This is a genomic window from Candidatus Desulforudis audaxviator MP104C, assembly GCF_000018425.1.
GTDB classification, from domain to species: domain Bacteria; phylum Bacillota; class Desulfotomaculia; order Desulfotomaculales; family Desulforudaceae; genus Desulforudis; species Desulforudis audaxviator.
In genome coordinates this window covers 608569-630716 of the sequence record NC_010424.1, presented here as the reverse complement: position 1 = coordinate 630716, position 22148 = coordinate 608569, and the positions used below count along the sequence as shown (strand labels likewise).

Annotated in this window: 26 protein-coding genes and 3 pseudogenes; 12 read left to right on the top strand and 17 right to left on the bottom strand. The window is 59.5% G+C overall.

Annotated elements, in window-relative coordinates; translation table 11 throughout:
* Positions 1-3: 3 nt before the first annotated feature.
* The 7 genes from DAUD_RS03000 to DAUD_RS02975 form a co-directional block, all read right to left on the bottom strand.
* Positions 4-1254 carry a SpoVR family protein gene (locus DAUD_RS03000; protein ID WP_083756693.1) on the bottom strand — a complete coding sequence of 417 codons (1251 nt, stop codon included), beginning with the start codon at positions 1252-1254 and terminating at the stop codon, positions 4-6.
* 26 nt (positions 1255-1280) lie between these two features.
* The gene (gene yhbH, locus DAUD_RS02995) at positions 1281-2435 is read right to left on the bottom strand and encodes a sporulation protein YhbH (RefSeq protein ID WP_012301714.1); all 1155 of its coding nucleotides are present in this window, start codon (positions 2433-2435) and stop codon (positions 1281-1283) included.
* Positions 2436-2460: 25 nt separating this feature from the next.
* The gene (locus DAUD_RS02990) at positions 2461-4356 is read right to left on the bottom strand and encodes a PrkA family serine protein kinase (RefSeq protein ID WP_012301713.1); all 1896 of its coding nucleotides are present in this window, start codon (positions 4354-4356) and stop codon (positions 2461-2463) included.
* A 220-nt stretch (positions 4357-4576) separates the two neighbouring features.
* Positions 4577-4699 (bottom strand): hypothetical protein, encoded by a 123-nt coding sequence (locus tag DAUD_RS12905; protein WP_012301712.1) that lies wholly within the window; start codon positions 4697-4699, stop codon positions 4577-4579.
* Positions 4700-4805: 106 nt separating this feature from the next.
* Positions 4806-5531 (bottom strand): type 1 glutamine amidotransferase, encoded by a 726-nt coding sequence (locus DAUD_RS02985; RefSeq protein WP_012301711.1) that lies wholly within the window; start codon positions 5529-5531, stop codon positions 4806-4808.
* Positions 5503-6906, bottom strand: coding sequence for a Mur ligase family protein (locus DAUD_RS02980; protein WP_041570766.1), 1404 nt, complete (start codon positions 6904-6906; stop codon positions 5503-5505). Before DAUD_RS02980 ends, DAUD_RS02985 begins: the two co-directional genes overlap by 29 nt.
* Positions 6907-7181: 275 nt before the next feature.
* Positions 7182-8513 carry a transposase gene (locus DAUD_RS02975; protein WP_012301317.1) on the bottom strand — a complete coding sequence of 444 codons (1332 nt, stop codon included), beginning with the start codon at positions 8511-8513 and terminating at the stop codon, positions 7182-7184.
* 328 nt (positions 8514-8841) lie between these two features.
* Here DAUD_RS02975 and DAUD_RS11930 point away from each other — a divergent pair.
* Both DAUD_RS11930 and DAUD_RS02965 read left to right on the top strand, forming a co-directional pair.
* A pseudogene (locus DAUD_RS11930) lies at positions 8842-9349 on the top strand (UPF0236 family transposase-like protein); the annotation flags it as partial.
* 121 nt (positions 9350-9470) lie between these two features.
* Positions 9471-10733, top strand: coding sequence for an HD-GYP domain-containing protein (locus DAUD_RS02965; protein ID WP_012301709.1), 1263 nt, complete (start codon positions 9471-9473; stop codon positions 10731-10733).
* Positions 10734-10818: 85 nt separating this feature from the next.
* Here DAUD_RS02965 and DAUD_RS02960 read toward each other — a convergent pair whose 3' ends face one another.
* Both DAUD_RS02960 and DAUD_RS13070 read right to left on the bottom strand, forming a co-directional pair.
* A complete protein-coding gene (locus tag DAUD_RS02960) occupies positions 10819-11094 on the bottom strand; it encodes a hypothetical protein (protein ID WP_041570764.1) in 276 nt (91 codons plus the stop codon).
* A gap of 32 nt (positions 11095-11126) precedes the next feature.
* The gene (locus DAUD_RS13070; protein ID WP_049752544.1) at positions 11127-11555 is read right to left on the bottom strand and encodes a rubrerythrin family protein; all 429 of its coding nucleotides are present in this window, start codon (positions 11553-11555) and stop codon (positions 11127-11129) included.
* 47 nt (positions 11556-11602) lie between these two features.
* Between DAUD_RS13070 and DAUD_RS02950 the strand changes: the two genes are divergently transcribed.
* The 5 genes and pseudogenes from DAUD_RS02950 to spoIIP all read left to right on the top strand — a co-directional run bounded on the left by DAUD_RS02950 (position 11603) and on the right by spoIIP (position 13482).
* Positions 11603-12010: a hypothetical protein gene (locus tag DAUD_RS02950; RefSeq protein ID WP_242647879.1), complete on the top strand. Its 408-nt coding sequence runs from the start codon at positions 11603-11605 to the stop codon at positions 12008-12010.
* 76 nt (positions 12011-12086) lie between these two features.
* Positions 12087-12470 carry a hypothetical protein gene (locus DAUD_RS11455; protein ID WP_049752543.1) on the top strand — a complete coding sequence of 128 codons (384 nt, stop codon included), beginning with the start codon at positions 12087-12089 and terminating at the stop codon, positions 12468-12470.
* 47 nt (positions 12471-12517) lie between these two features.
* Positions 12518-12712 carry a hypothetical protein gene (locus DAUD_RS12325; RefSeq protein ID WP_166485085.1) on the top strand — a complete coding sequence of 65 codons (195 nt, stop codon included), beginning with the start codon at positions 12518-12520 and terminating at the stop codon, positions 12710-12712.
* Between the two features lie 112 nt (positions 12713-12824).
* Complete coding sequence (locus DAUD_RS11450; protein ID WP_049752542.1) at positions 12825-13082, top strand: hypothetical protein; 258 nt, start codon at positions 12825-12827, stop codon at positions 13080-13082.
* Positions 13019-13482 (top strand): annotated as a pseudogene (gene spoIIP / locus DAUD_RS11925) (stage II sporulation protein P). Before DAUD_RS11450 ends, spoIIP begins: the two are co-directional and overlap by 64 nt.
* On the opposite strand, the gene DAUD_RS02935 reads toward spoIIP, so the two are convergent.
* Positions 13479-13715, bottom strand: a complete 237-nt coding sequence (locus tag DAUD_RS02935) for a hypothetical protein (RefSeq protein ID WP_041570762.1) — start codon at positions 13713-13715, stop codon at positions 13479-13481. The pseudogene spoIIP and the gene DAUD_RS02935 overlap by 4 nt on opposite strands.
* A 211-nt stretch (positions 13716-13926) precedes the next feature.
* On the opposite strand from DAUD_RS02935, the gene DAUD_RS02930 reads away from it, so the two are divergent.
* Positions 13927-14298, top strand: a complete 372-nt coding sequence (locus DAUD_RS02930; RefSeq protein ID WP_041570761.1) for a hypothetical protein — start codon at positions 13927-13929, stop codon at positions 14296-14298.
* Positions 14299-14532: 234 nt separating this feature from the next.
* Here DAUD_RS02930 and DAUD_RS02925 read toward each other — a convergent pair whose 3' ends face one another.
* Positions 14533-15078, bottom strand: coding sequence for a serine hydrolase (locus DAUD_RS02925; RefSeq protein WP_041570760.1), 546 nt, complete (start codon positions 15076-15078; stop codon positions 14533-14535).
* On the opposite strand from DAUD_RS02925, the gene DAUD_RS13065 reads away from it, so the two are divergent.
* The gene (locus tag DAUD_RS13065) at positions 14959-15600 is read left to right on the top strand and encodes a tetratricopeptide repeat protein (RefSeq protein ID WP_166485083.1); all 642 of its coding nucleotides are present in this window, start codon (positions 14959-14961) and stop codon (positions 15598-15600) included. The genes DAUD_RS02925 and DAUD_RS13065 overlap by 120 nt on opposite strands.
* Before the next feature lie 49 nt (positions 15601-15649).
* Here the strand turns inward: DAUD_RS13065 and DAUD_RS02915 are convergent, their stop codons facing one another.
* Both DAUD_RS02915 and DAUD_RS12315 read right to left on the bottom strand, forming a co-directional pair.
* Positions 15650-16144 carry a 4-alpha-glucanotransferase gene (locus DAUD_RS02915; protein ID WP_278183782.1) on the bottom strand — a complete coding sequence of 165 codons (495 nt, stop codon included), beginning with the start codon at positions 16142-16144 and terminating at the stop codon, positions 15650-15652.
* 130 nt (positions 16145-16274) lie between these two features.
* Positions 16275-16535 carry a hypothetical protein gene (locus DAUD_RS12315; RefSeq protein ID WP_166485082.1) on the bottom strand — a complete coding sequence of 87 codons (261 nt, stop codon included), beginning with the start codon at positions 16533-16535 and terminating at the stop codon, positions 16275-16277.
* Between DAUD_RS12315 and DAUD_RS12310 the strand changes: the two genes are divergently transcribed.
* Complete coding sequence (locus tag DAUD_RS12310; protein WP_166485081.1) at positions 16512-16820, top strand: hypothetical protein; 309 nt, start codon at positions 16512-16514, stop codon at positions 16818-16820. The genes DAUD_RS12315 and DAUD_RS12310 overlap by 24 nt on opposite strands.
* A gap of 210 nt (positions 16821-17030) precedes the next feature.
* Here DAUD_RS12310 and DAUD_RS02905 read toward each other — a convergent pair.
* Positions 17031-18083: pseudogene (locus tag DAUD_RS02905) on the bottom strand (ISLre2-like element ISCde3 family transposase); the annotation flags it as partial.
* 26 nt (positions 18084-18109) lie between these two features.
* Between DAUD_RS02905 and DAUD_RS11920 the strand changes: the two are divergent.
* A complete protein-coding gene (locus tag DAUD_RS11920) occupies positions 18110-18478 on the top strand; it encodes a type II toxin-antitoxin system PemK/MazF family toxin (RefSeq protein WP_242647878.1) in 369 nt (122 codons plus the stop codon).
* Positions 18479-18560: 82 nt separating this feature from the next.
* Here the strand turns inward: DAUD_RS11920 and DAUD_RS02895 are convergent, their stop codons facing one another.
* Positions 18561-19016 (bottom strand): hypothetical protein, encoded by a 456-nt coding sequence (locus DAUD_RS02895; RefSeq protein ID WP_012301701.1) that lies wholly within the window; start codon positions 19014-19016, stop codon positions 18561-18563.
* A 270-nt stretch (positions 19017-19286) separates the two neighbouring features.
* Here DAUD_RS02895 and DAUD_RS02890 point away from each other — a divergent pair, with 270 nt between their 5' ends.
* Positions 19287-20174 (top strand): hypothetical protein, encoded by an 888-nt coding sequence (locus tag DAUD_RS02890; RefSeq protein WP_012301700.1) that lies wholly within the window; start codon positions 19287-19289, stop codon positions 20172-20174.
* 95 nt (positions 20175-20269) lie between these two features.
* Here DAUD_RS02890 and DAUD_RS02885 read toward each other — a convergent pair whose 3' ends face one another.
* Both DAUD_RS02885 and DAUD_RS02880 read right to left on the bottom strand, forming a co-directional pair.
* Complete coding sequence (locus DAUD_RS02885; protein WP_012301699.1) at positions 20270-21115, bottom strand: FAD/NAD(P)-binding protein; 846 nt, start codon at positions 21113-21115, stop codon at positions 20270-20272.
* Complete coding sequence (locus DAUD_RS02880) at positions 21116-22144, bottom strand: 4Fe-4S dicluster domain-containing protein (RefSeq protein ID WP_012301698.1); 1029 nt, start codon at positions 22142-22144, stop codon at positions 21116-21118.
* Between the last annotated feature and the right edge of the window lie 4 nt (positions 22145-22148).

Sequence of the window (22148 nt, the reverse complement as noted above, 5' to 3'; positions counted from 1 at the left end):
GGATTATATAAGGCGTTTGCCGACCTTGTCACCCGGAAAGGAAAAAAGCATTTCCTTTTCCTCGAGGACCGTTTCCAGGTGCACCGGACGGCCCCACAGCCGGTGGACCAGGGGCAGCGTTTTCTCCAGGTAGTGAACGTCCAGTTCCACCCCCTCATAATAATGTTTCAGGTACAGTTCCCCGCGTCCGTTGAAATCGCCCGTCTCCACCAGTATGTACGGGTGACCGCAGTTGAAGAGGTTCTGAATCAGGGTGTCGCGCACCGTTTGCCAGTCCTTCTCGACCACCCGCCATTCATAGCCGATTCTCCGGAACACGAAAAGGTCCATTTTTCGAACCAGTTCCTCGGTCAGGTAGTTGCGCAAAAGCCCCGGATCGTCACAGGTGGCCCGCGCTTCAAAAACCGTGTCCCGGCCCCACCGCCGGTCGATATCGGAAAAGATTGAGAGACCCAGCAGGTAAGGGTTTACCCGCAACCGCGAGGGCTGAACAAGCTGGGCGTGCATCCGCGCGAAATCAACTGTTTCCTCCTCCGTCAACTCCAGGTGGTGCATGATCTTCAAGTGCCAGAAGGTGGCCCAGCCTTCGTTGCACAGCTTGGTGGCCAATTGCGGCCGGAAGTACAGGGATTCCTCCCGGACGACGGCCAGAATGTCCCGCTGCCAGGATTCCAGACCGTGCCCGAAGCGGGCGATGAACCCCAGGACATCGTTTTTGGAATGGCTGGCCGATTCGCCGGCCGGGTATCTCCGTCCGGTCCCGGGAGAATGGTGGTAATCAACGTGCTCCTGAACCGCCAGCGCCGCGTCCAGGAACTGCTCCACCCGCTCCCGCCCGTAGGCCTGTTCGTAGTTCCGGATCCGGCCGGCGGCGACGGTCATGCTCTCCAGCACGGTCCGCGGCGCGGTCCGGGCAAAGTAGGCGTTGTGCTTGAAGAAGTCGCTGTGCGCGAGGGCGTGGGCGATCACGAGCCGGTTCTGAATCCGGGTGTTCCCCTGAAGCAGGAAGGCGTAACACGGGTCGGTGTTGATCACCATTTCGTACATCCGGCTCAGGTTGTGGTCGTACTCGGTTTTGATGCGCTGGTAGGCCTTCCCGAAACTCCAGTGGCCGAACCGCGTGGGCATCCTGTAGGCACCAAAACTGTAGAGCACCTCGGGCGGACAGATCTCGAAGTGCATGTCGCGGTGGTCCAGGCCGTATTGCCGGGCTGCCGCCATGATCTCCTCGATATCTTTTTCGAGACTCTCCATGTCGTGCAACGGGCATTCTCCTCCCGTCAGGCGTCCGGACCGACCTCGTCCGCCGGGCCGGCCCGGAAGAAAGTCCTCAGGGCGCTGTATACCTCGCTCTTGTCCCGCAGCACCACCGTCACGAAGCGGGGATCGGCGATCTTCTTGAAGGCGCTGCGCAGGGTGCTCGTGTAGTAGTAGGGACCCTCGATTTCCCCGTATCCGACGAGGTTGGAAACCCCGACCAGTTGGCCCGCCAAGGCCACACACAGGTCGTTGTCGGAGGCAAGGTTGTCGCCGTCCGAAAAGTGAAAGGCGTATACGTTGTATTGCCGCGGGGAGTACCGTTCGGCCACGATGTCCAGGGCCAGCCGGTAAACGGATGAACACCGCGTGCCGCCGCTCTCCCCCCTGGAGAAAAACTCATCCTGCGTGGTTTCGCGGGCTTCGGTATGGTGGGCCAGGAATACCACTTCCACGTTGTCGTACCTGGTTTTCAGGAACCGGACCATCCAGAAGAAGAAAGATCGGGCGACGTGCTTTTCGAACGGACCCATTGAGCCGGAGGTATCCATCATGGCCAGGACCACGGCCGCGGACTCGGGCCGGCGCACGGGGTTCCAGGTCCGGTACCTGAGGTCCTCCGGGGTGAATTTCTGCAAGCCAGGTCGGCCTTTCAGGGCGTTTCTCCGGAACGTTTCCTTGATGGTACGTCGGCGATCCAGGTTGCCCGCCGGACCCCTCTTGCGCACATCGCGGAAGTCCACGCTTTCGGTGACCAGTTGCGGCCGCGGTTTGTCGCGCAGGTTGGGAAGGTGTAGGTCCTCAAACATCAGTTCCGACAGTTCGTCGAGGGTGATTTCCGCCTCGTAATAGTCGCTGCCCGGTTCGGTGCCGGCGCCCTTGCCGCTCAAGGCCGGCGGGCAACCGCCCGCCACCATGTCGCCGATTTCCAACCCGTCTCCGCCGTGACCAACCTGCTTCTGACGGCCCTGGTCGAACCGGAAACGGTATTCCCGGATGGCCGGCACCGGGATTTTGACCACCCGGTCCTCCTCGGAGACGATGATGCTTTCCTCGCTGATGATGTCGGACAGGTGTTCCCGGATGGCCTGGCGCACCTTCTCCCGGTGCCTTTGCTGATCCGGAAGGCCCTTCCGGTGCAGGGACCAGTCTTCGTGTCCGACCGTAAACTGCTTCACTGCCGCCGGCCTCCTCTAAGCCTGACTACCGGTTCAGCAAACTGCCGGCGTAACGCAACAGCTCAGCCGCACAAACCAGGCAGTACCCCTGATCGGCAACCAACCGGGCCCGGACCTCTTCGATTCTTTTGACCTGCAGCGGATCGGGGTTGCGAGTCGATGTGGTGATTTTGATGACGTCCCTCATGTCGGCGAAAAGCTTCTTCTCAATCGCTTCCCGCAGCCGCGGGTGACGGGTGAAGTCAAACCGCTTCCCTTTCCTGGACCCGGCCGAAACCCAGATCAGAATCTCTTCGCGGAAAGCTTTCTTGGCGTTTTCCGAAATACCAATCTGTTCTTCGATGGAACGCATGAGCCTTTCATCCGGTTCCAGTTTCTCGCCGGTCACGGGATCACAAATCGCCGCCTGGCGGCAGTAGGCGTCGACGTTATCCAGGTAGTTCTCGCACAGAATCCGGGCCGATTCTTCGTAGGAACAGGCAAACGCGTGCTGCGCCTCGCGCCGGGCGAACTCGTCGTATTCCTGGCGGGCGGTGACAATAAAGTTCAGCAAACGTTCCTGCTCCTCCCGCCCGATGGACGGGTGCTGGCCCAGTCCCTCACGTAACGCCCGCAGCACTTCCAGCGCGTTGAGGCAACCGGTCTCGCTGCGGATCAGCGCGGAAGACAACCGGTTGACCACATACCGGGGATCAACCCCGTTCATGCCCTCGTCCGGATGCTCACTCCGCAGTTCGGCAAGATCCCGGCGGCTGAAGCCCTCGATCTCCTCCCCGTCGTACAACCGCATCTTTTTCACCAGGTCCAGTCCCGGTTTCCGTGATTCCCGGAGCCGGGAAAGCACCGAGAACACGGCTGCCGCCCGCAGGGCGAAGGGGGCCAGGTGCACTTCATTAAGATCGCTCTGGTTGATCAGCTTCTCATAGATCCGGACCTCGTCCGAAACGCGAAGGTTGTACGGGATCCGCATCACGATCATGCGGGACACCAGGGCCTCGTTTCTCCGGTTGGCGATAAAAGCCCGGTATTCGGATTCGTTCGTGTGGGCCGTGATCATCTCGTCCGCGCTGATCAGGGAGTACCGTCCGGCCTTGAAGTTTCCCTCCTGCGACAGGCTTAAAAGGTTCCAGAGAAACTTCTCGTCGCACTTGAGCATCTCCTGAAACTCCATCAGGCCCCGGTTGGCGATGTTCAGCTCCCCGTCGAACCGGTACGCCCGGGGGTCGGACTCGGCCCCGTACTCGGCGATGGTCGAGAAATCGATGCTGCCGGTCAGTTCGGCGATGTCCTGAGATTTCGGATCCGAGGGGGTAAAGGTGCCGATACCCACCCGCCGCTCCTCGGAAAAGAAAATGCGCTCGACCGGAACCTCCTCGATGCGGCCGGCGTATTCCGTTTCCACCCGGAGGCGGCAGACCGGGCACAATTCGCCCTCGATGTGCACGTTGTACTCCTTCGCGAAAGCGTCCCGGACGGCGGCCGGGATCAGGTGCAGGGGTTCCTCGTGCATCGGGCAGCCCTTGATCGCGTACACCGCACCTTCGTCGGTGCGGCTGTATTCCTCCAGACCCCGCTTCAGCAGGGTGACCAGGGTGGACTTGCCGCCACTCACCGGGCCCATCAGGAGCAGGATACGGTGACGCACATCCAGGCGGCGGGCCGCCGGGTGCAAGTACTCCTCCACGAGCTTTTCCAGAGCCTCGTCCAGTCCGAACAATTCCCGGGTAAAGAACCTGTACCGCTTCACGCCCTCCGTCTTCTCCACCCCGGCCGCCATTATCATCCGGAAGATCCGGGAGTGACTGAGCTGGCAAATCCAGGGTCGGCGGCGGACCAACTCCAGGTACTCCTTGAAGGTCCCCTGCCACTCCAGTTTTCTCCTGGCCGCACGATATTCTTCCAGGTTGTGGAGAAAACTCATGTCCTGCCTCCCGTAACCAAGTAGTCTCACGGTACCAGTATATGCTCCGGTTCCGGGGAAAAAGAAGGCGCCCCACACAACAAAAAGGCCGCCTCTTCGACGGCCCGACGAATTAGTGGTCGGTGGTCGATGGTCGAACCGGTGGCAGGAATCTGCGTGATGCGCATTTCAGGAAACTGATGGGTTGTTTTGCTGACGACCGACGACTAACGACCAACGACTAATTATGCAGGGGGATGACAATGTAGTTCTTTTCAGCCTCCAGCACTTGCGGCAGCTCGTCCGCGGGGATAAACCGGTATTCCACTTCGTCGCCTTCGACCCAGGTTATGAGGTAATCCACCCGGCTCGCCTCCCAGCGTACAATGTATGGTGTATACAGTATAACTACGAATATCCTAGCAGACTATTCCCCGAGCGGCAAGCCTTTTTTCTTTTTTATCGGGGGTCTAACGCACCTTGAGCCGGTTCAGGACCGCGGTGCAGGCCTGCTCTTCAAGGCGGTCGTCAAGCGGGGTCAAAAAGGGGTTTTGGCCTCGCCGCCGTAAGGCCAGGGAGATGAGGTGGTCGGTCAGCCGGGGGTTCTTGGGGAGCAGGGGACCGTGGAGGTAGGAGCAGAAAACGTTGCGGTAGCGGGCCCCCTCCAGGCCGTCGGCGCCGTTGTTGCCGTAACCGGCCAGCACCCGGCCCAGGGGTTTCACCTGACCCAGGAAAGTCTGACCGGAGTGATTCTCAAATCCGGTCACCCGCACCGGGCGTCCGTCCAGTTCAAGCTCCACCGCGCAGTTCCCGATGAGCCGTTTCGCGCCGGCCCGCGTGTAGAAGTCGAGCAACCGCAGGCCCGGGATGACTTTGTCCTCCGTAAGCTGGTAGTAGTGACCAAGAACCTGGTAGCCGCCGCAAATGGCCAGGACCACCAGTCCGTCCTCGATGGCCGCTTTCAAGTTGTCCCGGCGCCTTTGCAGGTCCTCCGCCAGGATCCCTTGTTCCCGGTCCGAACCCCCGCCAATGAACAAAAAGTCCAGTTCCCGGAAGTCCACCGGTTCCCCGAGCGGTATCTCCCGAACGCTGACCGGGATCCGCCGCCACAAACACCGCCGGGAATATGCGATCAGGTTCCCCCGGTCCCCGTACAGGTTTAAAAGGTCAGGATATAGATGTCCCGCGATGAGCATGGTCCATCCTCCCCTCCGGGGTCAGCCTCGGTCTCAAGATTCTCTCCACCGGCCAAAGCGCCGTGTAGGTGGCAAAAAAGTACGCCGCCTCTCCGGGACCTTCGAGGGTTGTAGCCACAGCAGTCTTCAGGTTCGGCTGCACCACGATTCTCTTGGGATCCACCCCGGCGTATTTCAGGCGCACCCCCATGTCCTCCGCCCGGAGGCCGCTGCACACAAACCGGGGTACTCTTTCCTGCACCGTTTCCAGCATCTCGAAATCGACATCCCAGAGCCAGGAGATGTCCCGGCCGTCCGCCACGTTGTCGTTCACAGCGATGAATACGTCTTTGGTCCCCGGATTGGCCGGCAGCAGGTTGAGGCCCTCGTTGAAGCCGGCCGGGTTCTTCACCAGGTTCAGGAACACCGGCTTGTCCCGGTAGCGGAAGCGCTCCAGCCTCCCAACCGCCGGCTCGTAAGTCTCCAGGCTCCCGATCACCCGCACGGGGTCCACCCCCAGGAGGGTCCCGGCCGTATAGGCGGCCAGGGCGTTGTACAAGTTGTAGAACCCCTGGGTCTGCATCTCCAGCACATATTCCTCGTCCCCCCGCCGGATGACGCAGGATACCCCCTCCCCCTGGTAGCGGGCCTGCAAAGCCTCCACCTCCGGTTCGGGCCGGCGGAACCCGCAGCCGGCACACCGGAACAGCCCCAACTGGCTGTAGTGGTAGAAAGAGTACTGGAGGGTGGTGCCGCACTGGGGACAGAAGCGCGCCTCCCGGGTGTGGTGACCGCCTTCGACCACCCGGGCGTGCGGGGCCAGGCCGTAGTGGACCGTGCGCAGCCCCAGGAGACCAAACTGGGCCACCAGCGGGTCATCGGCGTTGAGCACCAGCCGGACCCGGGGCAGCCTTTTCAGAGCCTCACGGATCAGCGCGATGGTCGTATCGAGTTCCCCGTAACGGTCCAGTTGGTCGCGAAAGAAATTGGTGACCACCACCGCCCGGGGATTGACCTGGGCCGCCACTCCCGGAAAAGCGGCTTCATCCACTTCCAGGACCGCATAGTCAAACCGCAGCCGGCCGCGCAGGTCGGCTTCCCGTACGAACGCGGTCGTCACTCCGGTGACCAGGTTCGCGCCCTCCCGGTTGCACACGACCCGCTGGCCCGCCTCCCTCAGGATGCGGGCCAGCATGTTGTTCGTGGTCGTTTTCCCGTTGGTCCCGGTGACCAGGATTACCCCCCGCTCCGCCCGGGCAGCCAGTTGTCTCAGCGTTCCGGGATAAAGGGCCAGGGCGACCTTCCCCGGCAGAGACGACCCAGGCCGCCCCAGCATTTGACTGCACCGGGCGGCCGATTTGGCGCCGCAGATGGCGATCAAAAGCCTGCCGTTCATAAGCACCTCCGTCCACCTTAATTAATGTACAATCACGGCAGGCATTAATCAAGGTTTGTCGTTAGTCAGCGTTTTGCGTTGTAAGCATTTTTGGTCCCGACAAGGCAACGCCCACACCCGGCACCGGCTGTTCCCCAAGCCACAAAACACAGTTAGCAACCTAATATTGGGGTAAATGGAGTATATAGACTATGCCGCTCTGCCAAAGGGCAAACTTACCCCAGCGCCACTCTGGGCGTCTCTTGGCAGGTAATCTGTTTTCCGGTTGAGCCCCGTCAGGCCGCCTTCACCAGGCTCCTTAAGTCTATTCCTTGTTTTTGTCGCAGTCGGCCCACGGCCATCGCCAGCATCACCATCAGGGCCAACCCGCAACGTAGCTTCATCTTCTTCAAGCCCCGAATGAAATGCTTTTCAAATCCGTAGGCCTCGTCCAGGCGGGCATTTACCCTTTCTACCGCCGTACGCTTTTTGTAGAGTGTTTTCCACTTGTAGCTGGACCGCGCCAGCGGGGTGAAGATCCGCCGGTCTTCCACCAGGGGAATACGTATCCCACCGGTTGCGGCACATTGTTCCATGCCCCGGCACTCTACTCCGTAGTGCCGGGCCGGACAGCGGTATTTCAAGGTTTCCCGGTCTTTCTCAAATCCCCCGAAGGCCATCTCGCGACGTTTGTTTGTCTCGGGGCAGCAACAATAAACCGTTCCACGGTAATCGTAAACGATGTTCTCCTTACCGGTTACAAGCCACGTCTCCTCGCCGTCCCGCCACGTGTTGCGGATGTCAATCACGGGCTTGATCCGGTATTCGTCCCAGAGTTTCACGTTTAGCTTGATGTCGTCAAAGGCTTTGTCCGCCGCCAATGCCTCGCAGCGGGCCACAATCTCCGGATGCTCTTTCGCCACCCGATCAATGAGTATATGTCCCTCTTTCACGTCGCTGGCCGACGCCTTTGTCACCGCAAATCCCACCGGCAGTTCATAAACAGCGTCAACTACAAGGTGGAGTTTGTAGCCAAACCACCACACGACTTTTTCCCATAGGGTGCCGCCTTTCTTACGCCCCCGGTATGTTTTCCGGCCCCAGTCCGCATCGGTGTCCCGGCGCCCGTCAGGCTTTTGGACCTTCTCTTCTTCATCCCGCTTTTTGCCCCGGGCCAGACTGCTGACGGCTTTGCTGTCTATGGCCAAAATTCGACCGAAATCCGGTAGCAGCACTCTTATTTCATCCACCAGCCGCGTAAATATGTTTTCCACTTCGTCGGCGTGCCGCATCAGTTTCACCAAGATGCGGCTGTATATGTAAGAAGGCGGAACGGCATCCTCGCCCCGGGCCGGATCAAAACCGCAAAGTTCCCGCAACTGGCCGTTCCGGCAGAGTTCCCGCCGCAGGCTCTCCACAGACACGTGCTGAAATACGATCCCGGCCAGGATGGAGTTCCAAACCGCCCGCACCGGGTAATCATCCCGTCCCTTACCACGCTCTCTCTCCAGCTTTTGCATCAACTGCTCATCGGGCAGGTGGTTCACTACAAGCAAAAAACGTTCCAAGTCACCGAGTTCGTCGATTTCCTGCCACCCAAAAAGCCGCTGTTGTGGTATAATGGCCATAAGGGAAACCTCCTTCGTGGTTCTTTTTTGGTGGTTACAAAAAGGATTCTCCACAAAAGGGGGTTTCCCTTCTTATTTCTCATTCTCCTTCGCTTTTTCTCCGCTTTTCTCCCTTGGGGTCAATTTTGCCGATCCGCCCGTTACCCATCCCTGCAAACCGCATAAAATCCGGATTGGACCGGGGTAAAATGTTTTTTCCGCAACTCTAAAACAGCCTATTTATCTTTTCTCCCGAACATCGCAAATGGCTTTTAGTGTAAAGTTACTGTAGGAATTTTGTAGGAGCTGAGGAAGGAGAGAAAGAAGAGAGACCTCACCGTTCTTGTAACGGCGAGCAACTGATAAAACAACCACTCAAGAAGAGAACGGGATTGACTTTATAAGCTTCCAGGAGAGGCTCCGGCAGGAACTCGACGGCTTAGGGCAAGAGATCCTGAGCGAGGTTTTAGAGGCGAAAGACGCCTATTTACGGGAGCACCGGGAGGAGCGGCTGGCTGGCAGATAGAGCGGCGGGATGACCCCAAAGAAGTGCTCACCCTTTTCGGTTTGGTCAGCTACAAGCGGACCTATTACTGGCACAAAGAGAATGGGGAGCGGATGCACCTGATAGACCGGTTAGCGGGTTACGGGCCGCACGTACGGGTTGATCCTCTGGTTAAGGCCCAATCCTTAGAAGAGGCGGTGGAGCTTTCCTACCGGAAGACAGGTGGATAAAGAAAGGGTTGGAGTTTCTACCGCAGAGCGTCTTTGTTTTGGACCTTTTCCACCTGGACAAATACCTGGTGGCTGCCTTGGGGCGTGATAGTGATGGTTATAAAGAGATTTGGGCGACATTATGTTCTTGACGCCCAACTATCTACCAGCATCTGTTATACTTTAGTACCAATTGCTTTACCTGTGCCGGATGTAACGAATTGCAATACCGATGTATTCTTGCAGTAGGGGGAATGAGGACGCATGGACATGGAAGTGGAAGAGGGGTTGACGCCGGGTTTCAATCTGGGTAATCTGCTTGCCGCCCTCTCGACGGCCCTGGATTTCACCTATCACGGTCTGGCCGGGCATCACCGGCGGGTCGCCCACGTCGCGCTGGAAATCGGGCGCGGTCTGGGGCTGGCGGCCACAGATCTCCGCCAACTGTACTGCGCGGCGTTACTGCACGACATCGGGGCGATCACTCTCCGGGAAAAAGCCGACCTGGCCGCGTTCGAGGTCGAGAATGCGTTCGAACACTGTATCCGGGGGCGCGACTTCGTGTCCGACAGTGCGGTGTTCGCCGTCCTCGGGGACGTCATCGCCACCCATCACGACCGCTGGTCCGGAACAAATCCAAGCGGGCTGGCACGGGAGGCCATCCCGCTGGCCGGCCGGATTCTGCACCTGGCCGACCGCGTGGACGTTGGTCTCGAAGGACGGGCGGGAGACATCCTAAGCCGGCGCGAGCCTTTGCTGGGGCGGCTCCGTGAACTGGCCGGGCGCATCTTCGACCCGGAACTGGTCGCGGTGCTCGAGGACGTTTCGGTCCGGGAAAGTTTCTGGTTCGATCTGGACGCCGATTTCCTGCCCGAACTGCTGGAAACGCGCGCCGGGGATCTGCTGAACGTGACCATCGGGCCGGAGGAACTACTCGGCATCGCCCGGATGTTCTCCCGGGTGATTGACAGCCGGAGCACTTTCACCTACCGCCATTCCGCGCTGGTCGCCCGGACGGCGGTGCAGTTGGCTTCAAGACTCGGGTTTTCCGAAGCGGAAAAACGGCGGATGAGGGTGGCCGCCCTGCTCCACGATCTGGGCAAGCTGAGTGTTCCCGAGGAGATTCTGGAAAAGCCGGGTAAGCTTGATTCCGCCGAGTATAACGTCGTCAAGAGGCACACCTACTATACTTACCATATCCTGCGTCCCATCGAGGGTTTTGAAACCATCCGGGAGTGGGCCGCCTATCACCACGAGAGACTGGACGGGCGGGGTTACCCTTTCGGCATCGCGGCTTCCGGTCTGTCTCCGGGGGCCAGGGTGATGGCGGCGGCCGATATCTTCGCGGCTCTGATCGAGGACCGGCCTTATCGCGCGGGTATGCAGCGGGAGCAGGTCACCGGCATTATCCAGCAACAGGTGCGCGCCGGGGCCCTCGATGGAGACGTGGCCGGGTTGCTGTTGCGGGATTATGCGGATTTTGCCGCATTGAAAGACGCCGCTCCGGAATTTTCGACCCGGAAATAACAGCGGTTTTCCTGGCGGTATTAAAAGACCGCGGGTAGACTGGTCAACAGGACTACTTACATATCCCGGCCTCGGGAAATCTGTGCTATAGCAGGCTGAAACGGTGCCCAGACGGCATTGCAGCACTACCGGTTTTCATCATCATTATTATCCTGAACCGCAAGACTGTCTGCCGCGCCCACCGACGGGCTGATGCCTGATCAGGCATACGATTCTCACAAAGGATGTCAGTGTGCAAAAACAACCGGATACCTTCCAGCTCAATTTCCCGCCCCTGATCCCCGCCGGATTCGTCCGGCGTCCCCATCTTGACCAAATAGCGCCGTTCTTCAAGCAGTTGACGCACTTCTCTCTTGGTCAAAACGCCACCCCACAAGGCAGAGGTTCACGCCGTCATGCCGCCGGTGCTTTATCAGTAATTCTCGCCGAGTTCCTCGAAGAAACTCCGGGGGTGGGCGCAGGCCGGGCACTGCTCCGGCGCTTCGTTTCCTTCGTGTTATAACCGCAGTTCCGGCATTTCCAGGTGATGCTTTTATCCCGGGTGAAGACTTGCCCATTCCGGATGTTCTGCAGCAGCGCCTGAAACCGCCGCTCGTGATATTCCTCGGCCCGGGCGATATTTTCGAAAACAGCAGCGATCGCGGGGAAGCCCTCTTCACGGGCCGTCCGGGCGAATTCCTTGTACATACTGGTCCATTCGTAGTTCTCGCCCTGAATGGCGGCCTCCAGGTTGGCTGGCGTATCCCGGATTCCCTGCAGCAGCTTGAAGAGGGTCTTGGCATGTTCTTTTTCGTGCCTGCTGTTGGCCTGTGATATTGTCACCTCATAAGCGGTCTGAGAAAATGTCACCCATGAAGGGAGACGTTTTCTTGAAACCCAAGGAAGCCAGGAGACTAGGTATTATGCGCCTCAAGAAAGGAATGAAACAGGAGGGTGAGGCTTTCCTCGTCCACAAAAACCGAGGCCGTAAACCAAAACACGCTATAACCCACGACGTCTGGGACCGGATCATCAGCCTCGCCTCAGAAGAACTCAAGGACGCAAGTTGCGAGCATATGGCTGAACTGCTTGAGGAACTATATGAAATTTCGATCTTGGGCCGCAGCTTGCGTCGCATATTCAAGCAGGCCGGTATCAAGAATCGGCACAGCCGCCGAGCCAAGCGGCGGAAACGGCGCTCCCGCGAGCGCATGCCTCAAGAAGGGCTTTTGGTCCAAAGCGACGCCAGCCCGTACGCCTGGTTTGAAGATCGTGGCCCCAACCGCGGCGGCGCTTGACGCAAGCTATGGACGCCGGGGGATTTTCGCCTCGGCCGGAACTGGTTCCCGTTGGGGGGCGAAAAGGGAGTCCACGTTGCACCAGTCCATTCCCGTATCGATCCTAATGGTTCTCCTCGCATTGGTGTTTCTCGGCCTGTTGCACCGGGTGCTGGACCGGATGCGCCTTACCAAGGGCCAAGCCCTGGCCGTGCTGGCGCTGATGCTGGTAGGGGGTTTCTTGCCTGACATTGCTCTTGGGCAGGGATTGGCCTTCAATATCGGTGGCGCCCTGATTCTCTTGGGGGTGGGTGTCTACCTGTTGGTTACCGCGGACAGCGGCCTCGAGAAACTGCGGGGCGTGTTGGCGGCGGTGATCGCCGCCTTGGCCGTGTGGATTCTGGAAGTGTTGCTGCCTGGGCAGCCGGGCGTCGGCCGTCTGGACATCGACCCGTTGTACCTGCCCCCGCTGGTGGGCTGACGGCTTACCTGCTGGGTCGTTCCCGACGGGCGGCCTTCACCGGCGGGGTGCTCGGCATTATCCTTCTGGACGTAGGGTTGTGGGTGTGGAATCTGGCTGCGGGTACGCCAATGGGTCCGGTGGTGCTGGGGGGCGGCGGCGTGTTTGGTACCGTAGTGGTGTCCGGTGTGTTCACCGTGTTGCTAACCGAGTTGATCGGGGAAATCCGGGAGCGGTTGAGAGGGGGACCAGCCCATGTCTAAAGGTAAGTGTCTGGTGGTGCTTACCCTGGCGCTGTTCCTCGGTGGGGCGTAGGTTCAGTGTGCCGCCGGTTCCCCGCCGCTAGCAGAACTGACGGAGCAGTTCGACGAACTGATGGACCGGGAAATCGCCGAGGGGCTTTATTTGGCCGGCGACAACCGACTGTACGAAGTGGAACGGGTCGAAGACCGGGTGGGTTACGCCCGGTACCTGCGCACCTTTTCGTCCGAGTCGCGGGCCGTCTTCTCGGGAATCAATCGGGACGAAGCGGCCGGAACGTCACCCGTGCAGGGTTTCCCAACAGGCGCATCGCTATTTACCATACGCACAACGGTGAATCCTACGTTCCGGAACGCGGAAAAGCAAATGTAGACGGCCAGGGCGATATCCATGCGGTGGGCGAGGTGTTCCGCGAGACACTGGAAGAACAACAGGGTGTGGTTGTGTCCACAAGGAGGACCTCCACCTGCCGCACGACCGGGGCGCCTACCGACGCGCCCGCAATACAGCGCTGGAGTTGCTGGCCGAAGAGCCCGATGCCGTTTTCGACATCCACCGGGACGCAGCGCCCTGGTATGCCTACGCCGAAAAGGTGGACGGCGAATGGCTGGCCCAGATTATGTTCGTGGTCGGCCGCCAGAACCCCCACTTCGCCACGAACCGCGGTTTCGCGTTTGACCTGAAGAATTACATCGACGGAGTTTATCCGGGACTGATTCGCGGCGTGTTCATCGCCAACGGCAATTACAACCAGGATCTGCACCCGCTTTAGGCCGTGCATTTCTCCATTACGGTGGACTGTTTGGGATGGTCACATTCCCGGCATTGCGGCGTTTCGCCGTTAAAGACCGATTTTTGCCAGGTGGCGCAGCCGCCACAGGTGACGGTGGCCATCACCAGGCTACGTGTCTGGCAATAAATAGCCCAACACTGACGGCAAACCTCGATCAGGCAGTTTTCCTCCAGTTCTCCTACCCCTCTGCAGACTTGACAGCTGCCGGTCATCATTCGGCCTCCCCGAAAGTGTTTGTATTGATGAAGTTCTTGTTTCTGTTATATTGCTATATTGCCATAGTGGGTTGCTCGGAGTCGGTCGGCTATCCGACAGCGCAGCAACATATGATAGCCACGGCCCGGGGTGGGGTAAACACGATGCCGGTAGGGTAATCTAGCAGGCGACTAAATTAATAGTAAGTGCAAACCGGGAGAGATGGCAATGGATCTGACTACGTTGCAGGCGCTCGGTCCGACCCTTTCGGCGGCGGCTACCGCAACCTTGGCCTTTCTAACCTTTTTCTCGGTGCGCGCCGCCCGCAGCACGGCCCGTGAAATGTATGAATCGCGCTTGGCGCACTTTAGGCCCCTGCTGTACGCTGTGCTGAAGGGGCACGGTGACGGCCCCAAGCCGCCCAGTCTGTTTATCAGAAATGTCGGACCGGGCGCAGCCATGGACATCGACGTTTGCTGTGAAGGCGATCTGTGCTGCCGGGAGCATATTGCCTTTTTCGGGCCGGAGCAGAAGCTGGAATTGCCCGTCGCCAATGAGGGAACGACAGAAAAACGTCCCGGCAGAACCGTCAAAACCTGAAAATCTCTTGCCTCCCAAAACACCATTAACGACGCCAAACCCAACGCGGTTGTGGCTGAAATGGATATAGCGATATGCCTCGCTGGAAATATAGTTGTCTCTGCCCACCAAGCCCTGCAAGTGCAACTGCGTATATTTTGCGTAATCCTTCGGCGTCATGCTTAAATCTCCAGCGGGGGTAATCAAGTAAGGAGTTTGTATTCGTGATTAGGCGGAAAGGTTTCGAGTTTATTCTTAGTTTATTCTTATTTTCTTAGTAACAAGATGACCCCATGGCTGATCCGGGCCAATGCTATTCGGCCAACCGATATGTACTGACATACCTAGGCCGTCAGTTAGTGTCTTCTTTACAAGCTTCTCATACGTATCGCCAGAAACCCTTTCAAGCATGGCGGAAGCCATCGTATAGCCTGCATTTGAGTAGAAGTGTTGAAATCTCCCATCCTTCTTTTTCGATGACGGGGGCTGCGCAATCAGGTGCTTAATGAATTCCAGTCTCTTGTCGCCGATTGATGGGCCGTACTCGGGAAACGGTTCTGTGTCCATGTCTGTATACGACTTGATTCCTGCCTTACCAAGAAACAGATCTTCCAACGTAATATCGCGATAGGCGCCGTTGGCTGCGTCCTTGAGTTCCGGGAAAACTTCGAAGAACTTTGTTTGCCACGTAATCTTTTTCTGCTCGATCAAATCCCGGATCAAACCATCCGGGAACTGCTGGAACAGGCCGTCTGGGCACCCAGCGACATGAACCGCCAACCGTGGATTTTGCTTCAACATCTTCTACGACGCCCCCGCCCTCATTTTGATATACAACGACACCAAGGCCCTGACTTTCAGGTAGGACTGCAGTATAGCCGCCTTGAACCTAATAGTGACGGCCTGGGACCGGGGCCTCAGCAGTTGCTGGATCACTGGGCCGAGAGCTTCCCTTTTCGGTTTGAGCGGGCCATGGAACGGGCGTTGGACTTCGACCCCGACTGCGTTATGGCCCTGTCCTACTACGGGATCTTTCTGTTTGACGACCTAAAGGAGCCGGCCCGGGCCGAGCCCCTGCTGCGGCGCGCGGTGGAAGTGGGCCGCTGCGAACTTGTGTGGGATGGGGAGAGCCACCCGCACCACCTCCTGGAAAACCGCCCGTACCTGCGGGCGCTGCTGCACCTGGCCGACCTCCTGGTACAGCAGGGCCGTGCCGCGGAAGCACAGCCGTACATCGCCGAACTCCGGCGCCTGGACCCCGTAGGTGCTTACGAGTGGAGCGCCCTGGAGCGCCGGCTGACAAACCCCAAGTCCTTTAACTAGCGAAGCACCGCCGTCCATGTCCGGCAAAACACACCCGAACCTATTCGCCTTATCTCGCGCCTTGCCTCACCGCAGCTCGTGTCGATCCGGCATGGCCAATAACAAGCGGACGAAGTATTCCAGAAAACCAGGCGGACCCAGACGAAGCCGAGGCGTCCCGCTCCCGCCAGGTGTCATACCCGCCGCCATGCACCCCCAGCGGCAAATCCAGGTATAGCCCGAACCCCGGCTTTCGGGTTCGAGCCGAAAGGGCCTCGAACTGCTCGTGCGCCGGCCACTGCACGTACAGGTGGTAGCGCTCCGCCTCCGGGTCGTAGTCCCCCTCCCGAAGAGCGCCGTCCCGCATCCGTTCGGGCCACGCCGGCCAGCCGGCACGCTGCCGCTCCGCCACGGCCCGGAACCGGGCGTAATCCCTTACTGCGGGGTGCGCCTTGACCCAGCGCCACAAGGCCTCCCGGCGGCCAGACCATCCGCTGAAGCAGCAGCGGGGCCAGGAGTTCGAAGACCCGGCGCGCCTCACCGCCATTCCGCGGCGGTAGTCCACCAGCGGCGCGGGAACCGGGGGTCAGACCTCAAAAACTTCAAAACTCGATACGTCGAAGCTTAAACAAGCCTCAACAGCGAATACCCAAAACAAAGCCTACTAAGTTTTGACACGGACTTGAAGAAATAGCTTACTTTCGCAAACGGAGCAGACGGATTTCCCGCTCGTGTTCATCAAGGCGGATGTCCTGCTGGCGTTCTCTGCGGATCAGGTGGTCGAGGTTTTCTTCCACCCGGGATAGCGCATCCCGGAGGCTCTCGAAGTAGTCCAGATGAACCTGGCGGGCGTCGAAGAGTGCCCTGATCTTTTCAAAGACTTCATTTTCCAGGCGGACTCCCAGTGCGACAAGGCGGTTTTGCAGAGCTTCTTGGCCCGCTTGGAGGCCAACCACGTCAGCGCGCAGAGCCTCCTGGCCCGCTTGGAGGCTAACCACGTCAGCGCGCAGAGCCTCCTGGCCCGCTTGGAGGCCGGCCACGTCAGTGCGCAGAGCCTCCTGGCCCGCTTGGAGGCCGGCCACGTCAGTGCGCAGAGCCTCCTGGCCCGCTTGGAGGCCGGCCACGTCAGTGCGCAAAGCCTCCTGGCCCGCTTGGAGGCCGGCCACGTCAGTGCGCAAAGCCTCCTGGCCCGCTTGGAGGCCGGCCACGTCAGTGCGCAAAGCCTCCTGGCCATCCTCTAAGCGTTGCAGCCGTTGATTTTGGGCCTGCTGGCCCCGGCTCAGATCTTCCAACTTATTAAGGATTTGCTGTAAAAGCTCTTCCACGAGTTAAGCCTCCTGCTGAAGAGTCTATAACTAATCTTACCACACCGGGGAAAAGAAGGGAAGCTCATCTTAGAACGAGTCCGTGTCAAGACTTAGTAGGCGATCTCCCAGCCGATTTAATTTGAATTAGACCGTAGACCACCTCGGTGAACTAATCTCTCTTACTATGTGCTTGACCCAGTGTTTTCCGGCATGCGGTCCTTCAAGGGCGGGCACGTTGGCTTGAAGCCAGGCCTCGGGATCTTTGCCGAAGCGTTTGGGCAGTTGGATTGCCTCGGCTCCGACAGCCTTTTTCAGTAGGTCGAACCGGGGTTCCGAGTGTACCACGTATCTGTCCAGCTCATCATTAGCCCGTACCGCTAACAGGCGTCCCATCCGTTCCGCACCGGCCGGGCTCCAACGCGCCCCAATCCGCTTTGTTCGCCTGGCGATGGTGTGACGGACCTGGCCCTCGATCGCACCTAAACGGTCTCCCTCCGGCAAGGCGGCGATACCTTGCCAGTTAGCCAGGAGATACTCCTTAAGCCGCATGATCCCGTTACGGCGTGCACCCCGGTTGACCCGAATCGCCTGGTCCAAGGCGGAAACTACCGCATCTTGGTTTAGCTCGGCTAACCCTTCGGTGACAGTTTCATAGACGTTGCTGCTGTAACTTAAAGCCTCGGTTAAACGCCGGCGCAGGTGGAAGGGGTCAAGGTGGTAAGTCGCCCCGGGGAACATCTCCAGGCCTTGTTTGATCCACTCGGCGCCGTCCCCACCAATGCGGATCCGCTCTACCCTGCTAAGGTCCCACTTGTGGCCGAAGGCCGCCCCGGTGTCTTCCCAAGCCACCCGGCTGCCCCTGGCGGTGGCCACCGTGTAACGGTTCACCAGTTTCCGGGTCTTTTGTTCCCTGCCCTCGTAGCCGATAAACAGCTTGATCTCACCAAACGCCTTGGGCGACCGCTGCAAGGGTATTACTACACCATCGGCTTCAATGGATAACTCCCGAACCTCCTTGCCGCCTTCAGGAACCACACCGTCTTCAAAGACGGCCTCGCGTAGTGCCTCAGCATCCCGGGCGGCCTTTTCTCCAGCATCCTGAACCTTAGACCAGACGGTCATCCAGTGAATCCCCGGTACTAGAAAACCCATAACCCGGGCCGCGCGCCTGAAGGGCATCTCCGTGCCTAGCAGAAGCGGCGCTGTAGCCGAGCTGCTGCGGCGTGCGGAGCAGGAGGAACTGGAGGTCAGGCTCAGGCAAGGCTATCTTGAGATGGCCGAGCTTCACAAAGCGGACGCTGAGCTTTTCCTTCCGCTGCAAGCGGAGGTGTTTCGCGGCAGAGATTAAGCGTGGCGGTGTCTTCCTGACGGACTTTAACCCGGCGCGGGGAAGTGAGCAGGCGGGCTGTCGGCCCGCCGTCGTCGTTCAAAACGATGTGGGCAACAAGTATAGCCCAACCACAATTGTGATCGTGGTGACCACTACTCATAAGGATTACCCTTTCATGGTGAAGTTGAGCGCCGGAGAAGGAGGATTGGAGAGAGACAGCGAACCGGCTGATCAAACCGTTTTGGGGAGCGTCCGTCCGTGATTGCCAGGGAGTCTCTTTTTCGCGTCGGCTTCGCCCTGCAGGCTCTGGGCTTTTTGCTCATGCTCCGCTGAGCGCATTCTCTCTAAGCGAAACACTTCTTCGTGCTGTAACGTCTTATCAAGTCCTCGCGGTCGCTGTTCAATACCAGAAATCTAAACACCAGCGCCGTCTTCTGGCGCTCTTTCATGTGCTTGATCCCGCGTTGACTCAGGAACTGGTGCACATGGTCCGTATGGAACTCCTCGTGTTGCAGGAGAGAATCGAGCATCTCGGCGTACACTCTGGCGCATGCTCGCCCGAAAGCCGTGCCCCGCGTGTCGGAGGCGGCCAATAACCTCCCCTCGGCGGTAAGGCGCCCATTCGGCTCCGCAAAACCCAGGATACAAAGCCCCGCAATAAGTGGACCGGCCTCCTTTTCCGAGAGCCCCACGGTCTCTATCAGCCAGTGGTGATCCACCGCCTCAATCTCAGGCGTAAGCCGGGCCAGAAACGCCTCCAAGCTCGGTACGCTGAAAACCGGGTAATCCAGCCGGCTCATCACAGCATCCGCCCCTTACCTCTTGACTAAACTTTACCATACATATAAACTCTAGAGCCAAAGTTCTCTTCTTTTCACCCAGCGTCTTTGTCATATAGCGGTCTGATAGTTGTGGTGTGTCTGCGAAAACAATAACAAAAATTTTAATAAGTGTTAACTATTTTTTTGCAAGCGCTGCTGGGGTTCTCCGACACCATTCAAATCTGCCGCTCTTTTTTGCTCAATTTAGACACCTGACCCCGGGATCCAGAATTTTAAGGAGGAAAAATAGTGACGATTATCACGACGGAATGGCTCCTTGAAAGAGAAGCCCCCGCCGAGATGCTGAAGACGTTCAGGGATCGCTTCCCGTGCGGCGCAGAATACCAGGCCGTTTTGGACATGTTGGCTGTGGAAGACCGTGCTGATTGGGCGGTCTGGTTGATGCGGGAAGCAGGCCTCACGAGCGCCGTTATGGAGATCGAGGATTTGGTCGTTGAGAACTTGTTTTTCGCGGGCTCGCTTGTTGCAAAAAGCTCGATCAAGGCCGCCAAGTCGCTCTTGGTCGGCGGGGGAATCCAGGCGGGCAAGGACATCCAGGCCGGCAAGGACATCCAGGCCGGCAAGGACATCGAGGCCGGCGGTACCCTCACCGGCGAGAATATCCGGACCGGCGAGAACGTCCGGGCCGGTGGAAATATCAAGGTCGGCGAAAGCATCCAAGCCGGCGGGGAAATCCTCGCCAGCCAGGACGTCGAAGCCGGCGAAAGCATCCAGGCCGGCGGGGAAATCGAGGTCGGTGGTGTTCTGGTCGGCGAGCGCATCCGAGCCGGCGCGAGCGTCCAGGCCGGCGGGTGCATTCAGGCCGGCGAGAACATCGAGGCCGGCGAAAGTATCCAGGCCGGTGGGGACCTCCAAGCCGGCGAGGACATCAAGGCCGGCTGGGCCATCTGGGCCGGCAAAAATATCCAGGCCGGCGGGAATATCAAGACCGTCAGGCACATCCGGGCCGGTGTGGACATTCATGCCGACGAGGATATCGAAGCCGGCGGGGGGATCCAGGCCGGCAGAATAATCCGGGCCGGCGGGGGGATCCAGGCCGGTGGAGAAGTCATCGCTGCTAAGCGGCCGCCGAATCTTTTACGCGGAGAATTCCGGGAAATCAGCCGCGGCACGTGATCCTGCTTGGGGCCGCCGCGAGCCGCGAATCCCGCATTGATTTTTTCTACAGGAGTAGGCTAGTCGGTATGGATGACGGGATGACCGTGCCGTTCTTAGAACTCGGGTGGTAGTTTGCCGATCTCGGCCATGCTGAACACCGGCCCGTCCAGGCACACGAGCTTTGCGCCGATGTTGCAGCGGCCGCACTTGCCCACGCCGCACTTCATCCGCAGCTCCAGCGTCGAGTAAATCTGATCATCCGCAAACCCCAGCTTTTTCAGGACCTCCAACACGAATCTGATCATCACCGGCGGGCCGCACAAAACGGCGCACTTGTTTTCCGGGCTCGGGGCGACTTTCTCCAGGTAGGCCGGCACGAAGCCGACGTGGCCGGTCCATCTCGCCTCCGCCCGGTCGATGGTGCTGTACACCACTGTGTTGGGTTCCTTGTGCCAGCCGTCCAGCAGCCGGCTTTTAAAGCAGAGGTCGTCGTACGAACGCGCCCCGTAGAGGATTTCCACGCGGCCGTACCTGTGGCGGTTTTCCGCCTCCAGGACGAAGTCGATCAGCGAACGCAGGGGCGCCATTCCGATCCCGCCGCCCACAAACAACAGGTCCTTGCCCTGGAACTTCTCATACGGGAAGTGGTTCCCGTAAGGCCCGCGCACCCCAATCCGCCCCCCGGCCTCCATTTCGTGCAGCGCCCGGGTGAGCCTGCCCATCCGCTTGATGCTGAACTCCAGGAAATCGCGCCGGGTGGGCGTCGAGCTGATCGAGAACATGGCCTCCCCCACGCCGAACACCGAGAGCATAGCCAACTGTCCGGGCTCGTGGCGCCAACCTGCCGCCGCCCGCGGGTTGTCCAGGGTGATCCGGAAAGTCTTTACGTCGCTCGTTTCCGGGATGATATCCTGGATAGTGGCCCGGTAGGGCAGCAGTGGATTGCGCTCGCCGCTCACCTATTCCACCTCCTTGATCTCGGCAATCACCCTGGTGATGTCGATGTTCACCGGGCAGGCGGCGATGCAGCGCCCGCAGCCGACGCACCCGGGCAGGCCGTGACGGTCCAGGTGGTAGGAGAGCTTGTGCAGGAAACGGTTACGCACCCGCTCCATTTTCGAACCCCGCGGGTTGTGACCGCTGGTGTGCAGCGTGAAGTCTCGAAACATGCAGGAATCCCAGCAGCGCCAACGGGTACCGGTTTGGTCACCGCGGTCCTCGTCGACGATGTCGAAGCAGTGGCAGGTCGGGCAAAGGTAGGTGCAGATCCCGCAGCCCAGGCAGCGGTAGGCCAGTTTTCTCCAGTAGGAACTCTCGAACAGCGCAGCCGCCTTGTCCTTCACGCCCTCCAGGTCCACCCGGCGGCTGAACCGGGCCTCCAGTTCGCGGCCCAGGGCGGCCTTCGCCCGGACAAACTCCTCGGCGCCTTCCGGTAGGAAGAACTCGCCGCAACGGCGGACCAACTGCTCACCCTTCGGGGTTAGGATTTCGGCCAGGTAGGACTCACCAACCCGGGTGAGCATGAGGTCTGCTCCCTGCCCGTCCACCGGAGAACCGCCGTACGCCCCGCAAAAACACTCCGGCCGCACCTCGGTGCAGCTCAGGCCCACAACGGTCGTGTTCTCGCGTTTATCCAGGTAGTAGGCGTCCCGGAACCGGCCGTTGAAAACCGGGTCCAGAGTTGTGAATCCCCGCAGGTCGCAGGGCCGGACCCCGAATAGAACGCTTGCCGGTATCCCGGACGGCTCCTTGAGTTCCAGGCCGTCGGCCGCGGCATAGCTGAAAAGCAGTTCGGTCTGGGGGAAAAAGTGCGTCTTCGGCGGTACCAGCGGCAGGCCGAAATCCAGACATACCTCCCCGCCTCCATCCACCCGACGGTAAAGGAGTACGCCGTCCTCCCTCACGGGGGCCATCAAGCGGTATTTCTGCGCGATCCGGTCCAGGAGCGGTACCATCCGCCCGCCAGCTAAGACCCTGGCTGCAGTCACGGGT

Bases quoted from the DNA above. Each gene is read 5' to 3' on its own strand.
- DAUD_RS02935 (WP_041570762.1), bottom strand. From the start codon at position 13,715: ATGACCGGCAGCTGTCAAGTCTGCAGAGGGGTAGGAGAACTGGAGGAA.
- DAUD_RS11450 (WP_049752542.1), top strand. From the start codon at position 12,825: ATGGACCGGGAAATCGCCGAGGGGCTTTATTTGGCCGGCGACAACCGA.
- DAUD_RS02930 (WP_041570761.1), top strand. From the start codon at position 13,927: ATGGATCTGACTACGTTGCAGGCGCTCGGTCCGACCCTTTCGGCGGCG.
- DAUD_RS03000 (WP_083756693.1), bottom strand. From the start codon at position 1,254: ATGGAGAGTCTCGAAAAAGATATCGAGGAGATCATGGCGGCAGCCCGG.
- DAUD_RS02985 (WP_012301711.1), bottom strand. From the start codon at position 5,531: ATGCTCATCGCGGGACATCTATATCCTGACCTTTTAAACCTGTACGGG.
- DAUD_RS02990 (WP_012301713.1), bottom strand. From the start codon at position 4,356: ATGAGTTTTCTCCACAACCTGGAAGAATATCGTGCGGCCAGGAGAAAA.
- DAUD_RS02925 (WP_041570760.1), bottom strand. From the start codon at position 15,078: ATGTTGAAGCAAAATCCACGGTTGGCGGTTCATGTCGCTGGGTGCCCA.
- DAUD_RS02895 (WP_012301701.1), bottom strand. From the start codon at position 19,016: ATGAGCCGGCTGGATTACCCGGTTTTCAGCGTACCGAGCTTGGAGGCG.
- DAUD_RS02965 (WP_012301709.1), top strand. From the start codon at position 9,471: ATGGACATGGAAGTGGAAGAGGGGTTGACGCCGGGTTTCAATCTGGGT.
- DAUD_RS02975 (WP_012301317.1), bottom strand. From the start codon at position 8,513: ATGGCCATTATACCACAACAGCGGCTTTTTGGGTGGCAGGAAATCGAC.
- DAUD_RS02980 (WP_041570766.1), bottom strand. From the start codon at position 6,906: ATGAACGGCAGGCTTTTGATCGCCATCTGCGGCGCCAAATCGGCCGCC.